This window comes from Amycolatopsis sp. cmx-4-54, assembly GCF_046548895.1.
Taxonomy (GTDB): Bacteria; Actinomycetota; Actinomycetes; order Mycobacteriales; family Pseudonocardiaceae; genus Amycolatopsis.
Genome location: NZ_JAEBEJ010000020.1, coordinates 1 through 13,852, shown reverse-complemented (window position 1 = coordinate 13,852; position 13,852 = coordinate 1). Strand labels below are relative to the sequence as shown.

Genomic DNA, 13,852 nt, shown 5'->3' with positions numbered 1-13,852 from the left:
CCAGAGTACGAGAGCGGTCCGACAGTTTCGGATCGACGGCCATGCCGCGGTGCCGCTGGAGCCGTGGCTGCGGTAGGAGTATGGACATGAACGACCTCGTGCTCGATCACCTCGTCTACGCCGGGCCGGATCTCGAAGAGGCCGTCGCGCGCGTCGCCGAGCTGACCGGCGTCACGCCGGAACGCGGCGGAAGGCACGTCGGGTTCGGCACGGCCAACTACCTGGCCGATCTGGGCGCCGGTGCCTATCTCGAAGTGGTCGGCCCCGACCCGGATCAACCCGAGCACATCGGACCGCGCCCGTTCGGCATCGACGAGCTGACCGCTCCCGCCCTGATCACCTGGGCCGCACGAGTGGAAGGCATCGACGAGGCGATCGCCGAAGCGCGTGAACGTGGCTACGACCCCGGCGAAGCGTCCGAGATGTCGCGAACCACCGACGACGGCGAACTGCTGACCTGGCGTCTCACCGGCGCCGGCGGCCTCGGCGGGCTAGCGCCCTTCCTCATCGACTGGGGGAGCACTCCGCATCCGACGACGCGGGGGCTCCCGTCGATCCCGCTGCTCATGCTCACCGGCGTCCACCCCGAGCCCGTCGCGGTCGAATCCGCGGTCCGCGCGCTCGGGATGGACATGCTCGTCCGGCGTGACACGAAGCCCGGCCTGGTGGCCGTGCTGACGAACTCAGCGGGGAAGCAGGTCGCGCTGAGCTGAGCGAGTCACGACAGTGCCCTCTCGCCAGCCGTTGGTCATCGGCAGCCGCCGGTCCCGTCCGAACGCCTTGAACGTGATCTTGGTGCCCGGCGGGTACTGGCGGCGCTTGTATTCGGCCTTGTCGACCATCCGCACCACGCGGTCGATGGTCTCCGGTTCGAAACCCGCGTCGACCAGGTCGACGTAACCGCGGTCGCCCTCGATGTAGTCGTCGAGGATGTCGTCGAGCATCAGGTAGTCGGGCAGCGAGTCGCTGTCCAGCTGACCCGGCCGCAGCTCGGCCGACGGCGGTTTGGTGATCGAGTTCTCCGGGATCGGCGGGGTCTCGCCGTTCTTCTCGGCTTCCGCGTTGCGCCACTTGGCCAGGTGCCAGACGTGCGTCTTGAACAGGTCCTTGATCGGCGCGAAGGCTCCGACGGCGTCGCCGTAGATCGTCGAGTAGCCGACGGCGAGTTCGGTCTTGTTGCCGGTGGCGAGCACGAGGTGACCGTCCTGGTTGGACAGCGCCATCAGCAGCATGCCCCGAACACGGGCCTGGATGTTCTCCTCGGCGAGGCCGGTCAGCTGAAGCTGCTCCACGTAGACCTTGACCATGTCCGCGATCGGCTCGACACGGTAGTGCGCGCCGATCCGGCGGGCGAGGTCTTCGGCGTCGCCCTTCGAGTGCTCCGAGGAGTACTCCGAAGGCATCGAAACGCCGTAGACGTTGTCGCCGCCCAGGGCGTCGGCGGCCAGCGCCGCCACGACCGCGGAGTCGATGCCGCCCGAGAAGCCGAACGTCACCGACGAGAAGCCGTTCTTGTGCACGTAGTCGCGCAGGCCGACGACCAGGGCGTGCCACACCTCGGCTTCGTCCGACAGCGGCTCACTGATCGTGGACTCGGTGCGCGGGGTGTAGGCCGGAACCCGCTCCTCGCTGAGCACTCGGCGCTTCACCCGCAGGCCCTCGAACTCGCCTTCGGCGGTGTGCCCGCCCGACTCGAGTTCCGTGTCGACGACGAGCAGGTGCTCGACGAACTGCGGCGCGCGCGCCAGCAGCCGTCCGTCCGCCCCGACCACGATCGAGTCGCCGTCGAAGACGAGGTCGTCCTGACCGCCGACCTGGTTCGTGTACACCAGGGGCGCCCCGGCCTCGGCCGCGCGGCGAGCGATCAGTGGCAGGCGGATGTCGTCTTTCGCGCGCTCGTAAGGCGAAGCGTTGGGCGCGACCACCAAGTCCACCCCGGCTTTGCCGAGTGCGGAGATCGGGCCACCGTCCTGCCAGACGTCCTCGCAGATGACCATGCCGACGTCGACGCCGTGGAAGCGGACGACCTCGAGATCGTGGCCCGGCTTGAACCAGCGGTGCTCGTCGAAGACGCCGTAGTTGGGCAGGTGGTGCTTGAACTGGCGGGCGACCACTTCACCGCGGTACAGCGCGGCCGCCGCGTCGCGCGGGCCGGTCTCGTCCAGATCGAGGTACCCGATGTAGGTGAGGACCTCGCCGCATCCGGCGTCTTCGAGCCGCTTGGCGAGCGCTTCGACCATCTGCTTCGAGGCGGACGCGAAGGTCGGGCGGAGGGAGAGGTCCTCGACGGGGTAGCCGGTGAGGGACATCTCCGGGAAGACGACGATGTGGGCGCCTGCTTCGGCGGCTTTGCGAGTCCACTCGACGGTGAGCTCGGCGTTGCCTTCGAGGTCCCCGACGGTGGTGTTGACCTGGGCCAGTGCGATGCGCAGTTGCGGCATGCCGACATTCTCACCCACCGGCGCCCGAGGGGACGACCGGATGTGCCGAATCGCCCACCTGGGGGCCGGCCGGGCGAAAAAGGGAGCGGGGGACCTTTGCTCTCGCTTCTCTCAACGTTGAGAGAAGCGAGAGCAAAGGTCCCCCGCTTCCCGCGCGCTACTTGCGCTTGATCATGCTCCGCACCTTTTTGATGGTCTGCTCGAAGTCGGAATCGAACGGGTTGTCGTGCACCAGGTAGGTCCACGTCGTGTTCGCCCGCCGCACGCCGGCGTCACCGAGGTCGATCCCGTTCTCGGTGATCTCGGCTTCCTCGAGCGTCTTCGCCGCCCGCTCGGCAGCCTCCGGGATGATCTTGTGGAACTCGGGGATCGCCGCGCGGTGGAACTCGTCGATCGGCGTCTCCCGTGCCAGCGCCCGCAGATGGATGCTCTCCCGCACGTCCGTCAGGAACGCCAGGTGGTCCGACCACAGCTGGTCGACGTGGAACAGCAGCACCTCACGGCACAGCTGCTCGACGCGGGCCTCGTCGTCGACGGCCTCCGAAAGCTCCTTGAACTTCTCCGGGTGCGCCTTCTCCAGCACCTCCGCCGCGTGCGCCGTCCGCAGCACCTTGTCCCGGTGCTCCAGCAGCTCGCCGCGCTGCCGCTCGATCAGCCGCGTGTAGCGCCACGTGTTCCGGTGGATCTCCAGGTCGACGCCCTCGGCGACGCGCTGCGCGTGGTTGATCTGCCGCAGCGCCGCCGGGTCGACGATCTCGCCGCTGCCCACGTCGGAGCTGATGCCCTCGGGGATGTCCGGCGCGTTCGACAGCACGAGCTCGTCGTTCAGGCTGGCGAAGAACACCGCGCTGCCCGGGTCGCCCTGGCGTCCGGACCGGCCGCGCAGCTGGCCGTCCAGCCTGCTCGACGGGTAGCGGGCGGTGCCGATCACGTGCAGGCCGCCCAGTTCGACGACCTCGTCGCGGCCGTCGCCGTCCTTGCCGCCCAGCCGGATGTCGGTGCCCCGGCCCGCCATCTGCGTCGAGACGGTGACCGCGCCCTTCTTGCCGGCGTCGGCGATGATCTCGGCTTCCTCGGCGTCGTTGCGCGCGTTGAGCACGACGCATTCGAGGTCGGCCTTCGCCAGTTTCTCGGCCAGCTCTTCGGATTCGGCGACGTCCTGGGTGCCGACGAGGATCGGCCGCCCGGTCTCGTGCACCCGTCGGATCTCCTCCTCGATCGCGCGCAGCTTCTGCGACGGCGATCCGAAGATCCGGTCCTCCTGGTCCTCACGGATGTTCGGCGTGTTCGGCGGGATGACCGCGACCTCGAGCTTGTAGAACTCGCGCAGCTGCTCGGCGACCGCGACCGCGGTACCGGTCATCCCCGCGACCTCCGGGTACCGCGCGAGCAGCGCCTGCACGGTGATCGAGTCGAGGATCTCGCCGCGGTCGGTGGCCTTCACCTGCTCCTTCGCTTCGACGGCGGCCTGGAGGCCGTCGGGCCAGCGCTGCAGTTCGGCGACGCGGCCGCGTGCGGCGTTGATGAGCTGCACCTTCCCGTCGCGCACGAGGTAGTCGACGTCGCGGGTGAGCAGCGCGTGCGCGTGCAGCGCCACGTTCACCGCGGGCAGCCGGTCCGAACCCGTCTCGTCGTAAAGGTTGATGTCGTCGCCGAGGGCCTTCTCGACCACCGAAGCGCCCGCCTTGGTCAGCCAGGCGTTGCGGCCGTCGGCGTCGGTCTCGTAGTGCAGCCCGAGCCGCAGCCGCCGGACGATGTTCGCGACCTCTTCGTCGGCGTCGGTGTGGTCGATCGACCCCGCCATCACCAGCGGCACGCGGGCCTCGTCGACCAGCACGGAGTCCGCCTCGTCGACGATCGCGACCTCGGGCTCGCGCTGGACCAGGTCCTCTTCGCGAGTCACCAGGCGGTCGCGCAGCACGTCGAAGCCGATCTCGCTGACAGCGCCGTATGTGACCTCCTTCGCGTACGCCTCGCGGCGCTCGTCGCGGGAATGCGCGGGCTCGATCCAGCCGACGGAGACGCCGAGGAGGTCGTAGATCGGGCCCATCCACTCGGCGTCACGGCGGGCGAGGTAGTCGTTCACCGTGACGACGTGGACATGCTTCCCGCGCAGGGCGTACCCGGCGCCCGCCAGCGCACCCGCCAGCGTCTTGCCCTCACCGGTCTCCATCTGCACGATATGCCCGCTGAGCAGGCCCATCGTGCCCAGCAGCTGGACGTCGAAGGCACGCTCGCCGAGCGCCCGCCGCGCGGCCTCGCGACCGAGCGCGCAGACCTCGACCAGCTGGTCGTTGCCGAAGGAAGCCGCGTCCCGAAGCTTGCCGGCCCGCTCTGTCAGGTCCTCGTCGGAAAGCTTTTCCAACTCGGGCTCGAGCTTCTCGATGGCCGGCAGCAGCGCTTCGTAGCGGGTCAGCTCGACGCTGCCCGGCCGCTGGATGATCCGGCGCAGCTTCTTGCCCACCCGGCTGATCAGTGCTGCCACCCCTGTGCTCCCGTCTGCTCTTCTGCCGTCCGCACTCGTATCACCAACGCAGTGGTGGTGCGGCCGAGTTCCACGGCCGATGGCACGATCCAACCGTGTCCACTCATGTCAGCGCCAGGTCCCGTGCCCGTCGATTCGCCGCGATCACGCTGTCCGGCCTGCTCGCGGTCACCGTCGCCGCGTGCTCGTCGGGAGAGGGTAGAACCCAGCCGCCGCCTCCGGCCACCGAGTCGCACGCTCCGACCGGACCGGTGCCCGCCGGACTCGAGAAGTTCTACGGACAGAGCCTGACCTGGGCCGACTGTGCACCCTACGCGACATCCGATGACGCGAAAGCGGCGTTTCGGGTGAAGGACGCACAGTGCGCCCGGTTGACCGTCCCACTCGACTACGCGAAACCCGAAGGCGACTCGATCACCCTCGGCCTGCTGCGCCGGAAGGCGCTGGAAACCGACGAAAGGATTGGCGCGCTCGTGGTCAATCCCGGCGGTCCCGGCGCCTCCGGGATGCAGGCCGCGGCCGGTCTCGCTTCCCGGACGGCGACGAACGAGCTGGGAAAACGCTTCGACATGGTCGGTTTCGACCCGCGCGGGATCGGCGCGAGCCAGCCGCAGGTCCGCTGCCTGACCGACGCCGAACGCGACGCGGACCGCGCGGACGACAGCGAGACCGACGGTTCACCCGAGGGGGTGAAAAAGCAGGAGGCCGAGTCCCAGGACTTCGCGGCGAAATGCGCTGAGCGGACCGAGCACGGCTCCGCGATGCTCGCGAACTTGGGTACGCGTGACGTCGTCAAGGACATGGACATCCTGCGCTCGGTCCTCGGCGAGCCGAAGCTGAGCTACCTCGGCTACTCCTACGGGACGCGGATCGGATCCGCCTACGCCGAGGCGTTCCCGGCGAACGTCCGCGCCCTGGTGCTCGACGGAGCCGTCGACCCGGAGCAGGACGCGGTGGAGTCGCTGGTCGCGCAGGGGCAGGGCTTCGGCAAGGCGTTCGGGGAGTTCTCGAACTGGTGCGCCGCGCGCGAAGACTGCGCCCTCGGACGTGACGCCGTCGGCGTGACGAAGGCGTTCCAGGATCTGGTGCGGCCGCTGATCGACTTCCCGGTGCCGGTCAGCGACGGCCGGAAACTGTCGTACGAGGACGCGACGACAGGCGTGATACAGGCCCTCTACCAGGAAGATCTCTGGGAACCGCTGAACACCGCGCTCAACGACCTGAAGCGCCAGCGCGGCGACGGCCTGGAGAAACTGGCCGATCTCTACAACGAACGCGGTGCCGACGGCCGCTACGGGACGACGCAGGACGCGTTCGTCGCGATCCGTTGCGTCGACGACCCGCGGGTCACCGATCCGGCGAAGATCCTCGACGCGCAGAAGCGGTACGCGGCGGCGGCGCCGTTCCTCGACGACGGCAGGCCGGACGGTTCGGCGCGTGACTCCTGCGCCTTCTGGCCGGTGCCGAACACGTCCGAGCCGCACCAGCCGAACGTCGAAGGGCTGCCGAAGACGCTGGTCATCTCGACGACGAACGACCCCGCGACCCCCTACCAGGCGGGCGTCAACCTCGCGAAAGCGATCAAGGGAGCTTTGCTCACGTTCGAGGGCAACCAGCACACCGTCTTCCTCCAGGGCGTGTCGTGCGTCGACCGGATCGGCATCGATTACCTGGTGAACGGCGCCCTGCCGGACGAGGGCACGCGCTGCGCCGCCAAGTAACGAGTTCGGCGCGAAGGTCCCTGAGCGGCCGGGACGCTGCGAAGATCGCGAGATGAGCCTTCGCCGCGTCCCGGCCGTGCTCGTCGTCGCCGTGCTGGCCGCCTCATGCACGACGCAGCAGCCGCAACCCGCGCCGACGGCGTCTCCGACGACCACCGCGTCACCGACGCCGGACCCGAAGGCGCTGGAGAAGTTCACTCAGCAGAAGCTGGCGTGGGGTGCGTGTGAGTCCTTCTCGGACAAGGCGTTCGACTGCGCGAAGCTCACCGTGCCGCTCGACTACCTGAAGCCGGACGGCGAGACGATCTCGATCGGAGTTCTTCGGCACAAGACGAAGAACACCGGCAGGCGGATCGGTTCCCTCGTACTCAATCCGGGCGGCCCAGGTGGCTCGGGCGTCTCGGCCGCGGCGCGGATCGCGAAGTCCCGGCCCGCGGTGGCGCTGGCCGAACGCTTCGACATCGTCGGCTTCGATCCGCGCGGAGTGGGGACCAGCGAACCGAAACTCGTCTGCCTCACCGACGCCGAACGCGATGCGGACCGCGCCGAGGATTCGGAAAGCGACTCGTCACCCGGCGGGATCGCGAAGCAGCTCACCGACGCCAGGGCGTACGCCACGAAGTGCGCCGAGCGCACGAAGCACGGTAAAGAGCTACTCGCCAACATCGGGACCAGGGACGTCGTCCGCGATCTCGACGTCCTGCGCTCGGCCCTCGGCGACGAGAAGCTCACCTACCTGGGCTTCTCGTACGGCACCCAGATCGGGACCGCTTATGCCGAGGCCTATCCGGACAAGGTGCGGGCGTTGCTCCTCGACGGCGCGGTCGACCCCGAACTCGACACCGCAGAATCGCTGGTCACGCAGATGGCCGGGTTCCAGAACACGTTCGCCGAATTCGGCAAGTGGTGCGCCGCCCGCGCGGACTGCGCGCTCGGCCGCGACTCGGGCGCGGTGACGAAGGCGTTTCAGGATCTGGTGCGGCCGCTGATCACCGAACCGGTGCCCGCGGGGGCCCGCAAGCTCTCGTTTGAGGACGCCATCACCGGAACCAGCGCCGCGCTGTACTCGCAGGACGCATGGAAGTTCCTCAACGACGGGCTCGCCGAGCTGAAACGGGGGAGCGGCCAAACCCTGGTCGCGCTCGCCGACAACTACTACGGCCGTGAAACGGACGGCCGTTACACCGGCATCCTCGACGTGTATTTCGCGGTCCGCTGCGTCGACAGCACGCGGATCGCCGACAGGCGTGTCATCGAAGGCGCCCACCAGCGAATGTTCCAGGGCGCGCCGTTCCTCGCCGGTGGCACCCCGGACATGAGCGAGCTCGACATCTGCTCGGTGTGGCCGGTGTCCGCCACCTCGGAGGTGCACCAGCCGGACGTCGACGGCCTGCCGAAGCCCTTGATCATCTCCACCACCGACGACCCGGCGACACCGTACGCGTCCGGCGTGAACCTCGCGCAGGACCTCAAGGGAGCTTTGCTCACGTTCGAGGGAGCGCAGCACACGGTGTTCCTCGACGGGAACGAGTGTGTCGACAAGGCCGGCATCGCCTACCTGACCGACGGTGCGCTACCCGCTCCCGACACCCGCTGCTCCTAGCGGGGGAGCAAGGGACCTTTGCTATCGCCGACCCCGCTGACCAGCCATTTCCCGCCAAAACAGAGCAAGGGACCTTTGCTACCGCCCGGCCCCGACCACCACCGCGTTATGCCTGGTCAACGCCAGTTCCAGCATCACCGCGAACTCCTCCGGCCTCGTCGGCGGCACCTGCAGCCACACCCGCACCAGCCGCCGCGGCTCGTCCCGTGAGATCCACAGCTTCACGTACACGTCCGACTTGATCTCCGGCACGATCCCGCCGATCACCGCGGCCGGCACCTTCGCGGCGATCCGGAACGACTCGGTGTCCTGCACCCGCTCCCACCGCTCACCCTTCAGCTCGGTCGCCCCGGTCAGCAGTCGCCGAAGCCCGCCTTCGGGCCCGAGCATCGCTTCAGGCGTGTACGGCTCCGAAGCCGGAATCACGCGCTCCCCGCGAGGTCCGCTGAGCGTGATCTCCGAACCCGACAGCCGGTACTTGACCTTCATCCGTTCAAAGTCATCCTGCAGGTCGGCATTACCGACCGCCCCACCCTCGAGGCTGACGTCGCCGTCGAGCCCGCGCACCGGCAGCCCGGTGACGACGCCGTTGACCCCGAGCGTGAACCGCACGCTGCGCAACGAGACGAGGGAGTCGGCCGCCGCGCTCACGTAATCCTGGGCAGGCGGCAGCGGGGGAGACCCCGCGCAGCCGCCGATGAGCCCGATCGTGAGCAGCAGCGCCGGCACGAGGTGACGGCAGCGCATGACCGAAGCCTATGGCGTGGCCCGAATCTTTCGCACAGTGTCCTTCCGGCCGCTTTCGCCGAGCGCCGCCGCCCGTGACGCTGTACCCGTGCAATCCGAGACCCGGCTCCACCGCGCGTGGTTCGTCGCCGCAGCCGCATTCATCGCCCTGCTCGCCGCCGCCGGTTTCCGCGCGGCTCCCGGCGTGCTCATCGACCCGCTTCACAACGAGTTCGGCTGGTCGCGCGCGACGATCGCCTCGGCTGTCTCCGTGAACCTCGTCCTCTACGGCCTCTTCTCGCCCTTCGCCGCGGCTCTCATGGAGCGCTTCGGCATGCGGCGCGTCGCCTCGACGGCGTTGTTCGTCGTCGCGATCGGCGCGGGCGGCACGGTGTTCATGAACGCGAGCTGGCAGCTCATCCTCTGCTGGGGCGTCCTGGTCGGCGTCGGCACCGGCTCGATGGCGATGAGTTTCGCCGCGACGGTCGCCGCCCGCTGGTTCGTCCGCAGCCGCGGCGTCGTCACCGGGGTCCTCACCGCGGCGGGCGCCACCGGCCAACTGATCTTCCTCCCGATCGTGGCGAACCTCGCCGTCGACGAAGGCTGGCGGACGGCGTCGCTCGTCATCGCCATCGCCGCACTGGCCGTCGTGCCCGTCGTTCTCCTGGTGGTTCGCGATCACCCGTCCGACGTCGGATTGACCGCTTACGGCGCGGAGCCCGGCGAAGTCGCCCCTGCCACCCGCACGGGGGGTTCCGTCCGCCGCGCGCTCTCGGTACTCGGCTCGGCAGCGCGCACGAGGACGTTCTGGCTGCTCGCCGTCGGCTTCGCGATCTGCGGCGCCACGACGAACGGCCTGGTCAGTACCCACTTCGTGCCCGCGGCGCACGACCACGGCATGCCGCAGACGACCGCCGCCGGCCTGCTCGCCCTCGTCGGGATCTTCGACGTCGTCGGCACGATCGCCTCGGGCTGGCTCACCGACCGCGTCGATCCGCGGATCCTCCTCGGCGTCTACTACGCCCTTCGCGGCGTTTCGCTCGCGCTGCTCCCCCAACTGCTGAGCGGAACGGTGGAACCGAGCATGTGGGCGTTCATCGTCTTCTACGGCCTCGACTGGGTGGCGACGGTTCCGCCGACGGTCGCGCTCTGTGTCCGGCAATACGGCGCCGCCGGGCCGATCGTCTTCGGCTGGGTCTTCGCCAGTCACCAGCTCGGCGCCGGTCTCGCGGCCTTCGGCGCGGGCGCGATCCGCGATTCGTCGGGCAGCTACGCGCTCGCCTGGTACATCGCGGCGAGCCTCGCCGTGGTCGCCTCGGTCGCGTCGCTGGCGATCACCAAGGCGGCCAAACCCGAACCGGTTCTCGTCGGGTGATCCACCACTTCCGGTCGATCGGCGCGTCGCGAAACATGTCGTTAACACGTTCTCGTTAGGGTGCGGCCATGGATCGCCAGCAGGAGTTCGTGCTCCGTACCTTGGAAGAGCGCGACATCCGTTTCGTCAGGCTCTGGTTCACGGATGTGCTGGGGTTTCTCAAGTCCGTCGCGGTGGCGCCGGCCGAACTCGAGGGCGCCTTCAGTGAGGGGATCGGCTTCGACGGATCGGCCATCGAAGGATTCGCCCGGGTCTACGAGTCCGACATGGTCGCGAAGCCCGACCCGGCCACGTTCCAGGTCCTGCCGTGGGAGACCCCGGACGGCGGCCCGTACTCGGCGCGCATGTTCTGCGACATCGCGATGCCGGACGGCTCCCCGTCCTGGGCGGACCCCCGGCACGTCCTGCGCAGGCAGCTCTCGAAGGCGGCCGAAGCGGGTTTCACCTGCTACGTCCACCCTGAAATCGAGTTCTTCCTGCTCGCCAGCCTGCCGGACGACGGCAGCGAGCCCGAGCCCGCGGACAACGGCGGCTACTTCGACCAGGCCAGCCACGCCACGGCGACCCACTTCCGTCGTCACGCCATCGAAACCCTCGAGGCGATGGGGATCTCGGTCGAGTTCAGCCACCACGAGGGCGCGCCCGGCCAGCAGGAGATCGACCTCCGGTACGCCGACGCGCTGACTATGGCCGACAACGTGATGACCTTCCGTTACGTCGTCAAGGAGGTCGCGCTCACGCAGGGCGTCCGCGCGACCTTCATGCCGAAGCCGTTCACCAACCAGCCGGGCTCCGGGATGCACACCCACGTGAGCCTGTTCGAGGGTGACCGCAACGCCTTCTACGACGCCGAAGACCCGTACGAGTTGTCGGCGACGGGTAAAGCTTTCGTGGCGGGGCTGTTGCACCACGCGAAGGAGATCTCGGCGGTCACCAACCAATGGGTGAACTCCTACAAACGCCTGATCAGCGGCAGCGAGGCCCCGACGACCGTTTCGTGGGGCCGCGCCAACCGCTCCGCGCTGGTCAGGGTCCCGATGTACTCGCCGGGCAAGGCGTCGTCACGCCGCGTGGAGATCCGCACGCTCGACTCCGCGTGCAACCCCTATCTGGCGTACTCGGTCATCCTGGCCGCCGGTCTCAAGGGCATCGAGAAGGGCTACGAGCTCCCACCGCCCGCCGAGGACAACATCTGGCAGCTGTCGGACGCCGAGCGCCGCGCGGCCGGATATGCCCAGCTCCCGCAGAACCTCGGGGAGGCGCTGGCGGAGATGGAAAAATCGGAACTCCTGCCCGAAGCGCTCGGAGAGCACGTTTACGACTTCTTCCTGCGCAACAAACGTGTTGAATGGGATAACTACCGCAGCGCGGTGACCCCGTACGAGCTGCGGACCCTGCTTCCGGTTCTCTAGACGAAGGAGACCTGATGGTGCGGCGACCGGTGTTCCGAGTTCTGACGACAGTGGTCACAGTGGTCGCCGCGACCATCGTGGCGAGTGCCGCGCCGGCGGCGTCCGCCACCGGGAAACCACTCGATCTCGACTCCGCCGACATCCCCGCGCTCCAGGCCCGGATGTCCTCCGGACGACTGACCGCGGTCGGTCTGACCTCGGCTTATCTCGATCGCATCCACAAGGTCGACCGGAAGGTGAACGCGGTCATCGTGGTCAATCCGGCCGCGATCGCGCAAGCCGCGGAGAGCGACGTCCGGCGTCGCGCCGGCAAGACGCGCGGGCCGCTGGACGGCATCCCGGTCCTGGTGAAGGACAATGTCGACACCCGCTCCATACAGACGACGGCGGGTTCGCGCGCATTGCGCAGCAAGCCCGCGAAGGACGCGACCTTGATCCGCCGTCTGCGTGACGCGGGCGCGGTGGTCCTCGGCAAGGCGAACCTGTCCGAATGGGCGAACTTCCGCGCCGCCAAACCTACTTCCGGGTGGTCAGGCGTCGGTGGGCAGACGAACAACCCGTACGTGCTCGACCGCAACCCGTGTGGGTCGTCCGCCGGATCCGCCGCGGGTGTCGCCGCGTCACTCGCCCAGGTCGCGATCGGCAGCGAGACCGACGGCTCCATCGTCTGCCCGGCAGGGATGACCGCGACGGTGGGGCACAAACCGAGCCTCGGCCTGGTCAGCCGCACCGGCGTGGTGCCGATCTCGGTCGAACAGGACACCGCGGGCCCGATGGCCAGGCACGTCGTCGACGTCGCGCTGACCCTGTCCGCGCTGCAGGGCCGCGACCCGAGCGACCCCGCCACCGGCGCGTACCCGCCGAACCAGCCGACCGACTACGCTGCGCACCTCCGGCCGGGCGTGCTGAAGGGCTCCCGGATCGGCCTCTGGCGCCTGCCCGTGCTCGGCCCGGATGTCGATGCCGTCATGACGAAGACCAGGAATTCGCTGGTCAAGGCCGGTGCCGAGGTCGTCGAGGTAACGCCGCCGTACCAGGCCAGGCTCGGTGAACTGGAGTTCCCGGCGCTGCTCACCGAGTTCCACCGGGACATCGATCGCTACCTGGCCACGCGCCCGGAAGGTCCGCGCGACCTCGCCGCGCTCATCGACTACAACCGGTCCGACCCGCTGGAGCGGACCTGTTTCGCCGGGCAAGAACTCTTCGAGCAGGCGCTCGCCGCGCCCGCCCCGTCCGATCCCGGCTACCAGGCCATGCGCCGCGAGCTCACCGATCTGGCGAAACGCTCGATCGACGAAACCCTCGCGAAGTACCGCCTGGACGCGATCGCCGCACCGACGAACCCGCCCGCCTGGAAGACCGACTGCAAGACCGGCGACAACGACGTGATCCCGTCGTCGACGCCGGCCGCGGTCTCGGGCTACCCCGCGGTGACCGTGCCGGCCGCGTTCGTCGGCGAGCTCCCGGTGGGGGTCTCGTTCATGGCGGGGCAGTGGACGGACGCCCGAGTGCTCGCCTACGCGGCCGACTTCGAGCGCGTCGCGCCCGCCCGCAAACCGCCTCGCTACCTGAAGACCGTCGGATGAGGGTGGTTCACACCGGCTGACCTGCGGCGATGTCGTTAAGTGACCCCCCTGTTTTCAGGGGGTTCCGGGGCATGTAATCTTCTCTTCGTCGCCAGGAACACCGGGCCGCCGGGGCCGAAAGCCCCGAGGCAAGGAACCAGGGCCGAGCGGGTTGACACCGCGAACCGGACCAGGTAATGTTCAGCGTCGGCCCACGAGCGGCCGCCGACTCCCTACGACTAACAGCGTAGGATTCGGTATGCTCGACCAAAAGCTTGTGAATATCGCTTTGAAACAAAGCGTGTTGCTTGAGAACTCAACAGTGTGCTAGTGAACTAAGCCAGTAGAGCTTATTGTTTTTGAACCTCGTTTGGGGTTCCTTTGAGAGCATTAAACATGCCTCGATCAAATTTGACATTGTTGGAGAGTTTGATCCTGGCTCAGGACGAACGCTGGCGGCGTGCTTAACACATGCAAGTCGAACGATGAAGCCTTCGGGTGGATTAGTGGCGAACGGGTGAGTA

The 13,852-nt window shown here is 68.4% G+C and carries 9 protein-coding genes and 1 rRNA gene; 7 read left to right on the top strand and 3 right to left on the bottom strand.

Annotated elements, in window-relative coordinates:
• Positions 1-86: 86 nt before the first annotated feature.
• Positions 87-713: a VOC family protein gene (locus tag ACLJQ7_RS40355; RefSeq protein WP_410653466.1), complete on the top strand. Its 627-nt coding sequence runs from the start codon at positions 87-89 to the stop codon at positions 711-713.
• Here the strand turns inward: ACLJQ7_RS40355 and ACLJQ7_RS40350 are convergent.
• Together ACLJQ7_RS40350 and secA2 are read right to left on the bottom strand one after the other, a co-directional pair.
• Positions 684-2,441 (bottom strand): NAD+ synthase, encoded by a 1,758-nt coding sequence (locus tag ACLJQ7_RS40350; RefSeq protein WP_410653465.1) that lies wholly within the window; start codon positions 2,439-2,441, stop codon positions 684-686. The genes ACLJQ7_RS40355 and ACLJQ7_RS40350 overlap by 30 nt on opposite strands.
• A gap of 157 nt (positions 2,442-2,598) precedes the next feature.
• Positions 2,599-4,926: an accessory Sec system translocase SecA2 gene (secA2, locus tag ACLJQ7_RS40345; protein WP_410653464.1), complete on the bottom strand. Its 2,328-nt coding sequence runs from the start codon at positions 4,924-4,926 to the stop codon at positions 2,599-2,601.
• 149 nt (positions 4,927-5,075) lie between these two features.
• Between secA2 and ACLJQ7_RS40340 the strand changes: the two genes are divergently transcribed.
• Both ACLJQ7_RS40340 and ACLJQ7_RS40335 read left to right on the top strand, forming a co-directional pair.
• Positions 5,076-6,647, top strand: a complete 1,572-nt coding sequence (locus ACLJQ7_RS40340; protein ID WP_410653550.1) for an alpha/beta hydrolase — start codon at positions 5,076-5,078, stop codon at positions 6,645-6,647.
• A 52-nt stretch (positions 6,648-6,699) separates the two neighbouring features.
• Complete coding sequence (locus ACLJQ7_RS40335) at positions 6,700-8,250, top strand: alpha/beta hydrolase (protein WP_410653463.1); 1,551 nt, start codon at positions 6,700-6,702, stop codon at positions 8,248-8,250.
• Between the two features lie 78 nt (positions 8,251-8,328).
• On the opposite strand, the gene ACLJQ7_RS40330 is transcribed toward ACLJQ7_RS40335, so the two are convergent.
• A complete protein-coding gene (locus tag ACLJQ7_RS40330) occupies positions 8,329-8,997 on the bottom strand; it encodes an LppX_LprAFG lipoprotein (RefSeq protein WP_410653462.1) in 669 nt (222 codons plus the stop codon).
• Between the two features lie 88 nt (positions 8,998-9,085).
• On the opposite strand from ACLJQ7_RS40330, the gene ACLJQ7_RS40325 reads away from it, so the two are divergent.
• The 4 genes from ACLJQ7_RS40325 to ACLJQ7_RS40310 form a co-directional block, all read left to right on the top strand.
• Positions 9,086-10,351: an MFS transporter gene (locus ACLJQ7_RS40325; protein ID WP_410653461.1), complete on the top strand. Its 1,266-nt coding sequence runs from the start codon at positions 9,086-9,088 to the stop codon at positions 10,349-10,351.
• 68 nt (positions 10,352-10,419) lie between these two features.
• Positions 10,420-11,763, top strand: coding sequence for a type I glutamate--ammonia ligase (gene glnA, locus ACLJQ7_RS40320; RefSeq protein ID WP_005168007.1), 1,344 nt, complete (start codon positions 10,420-10,422; stop codon positions 11,761-11,763).
• A gap of 14 nt (positions 11,764-11,777) precedes the next feature.
• The gene (locus ACLJQ7_RS40315; protein WP_410653460.1) at positions 11,778-13,349 is read left to right on the top strand and encodes an amidase; all 1,572 of its coding nucleotides are present in this window, start codon (positions 11,778-11,780) and stop codon (positions 13,347-13,349) included.
• A gap of 396 nt (positions 13,350-13,745) precedes the next feature.
• A 16S ribosomal RNA gene (locus ACLJQ7_RS40310) occupies positions 13,746-13,852 on the top strand; the annotation flags it as partial.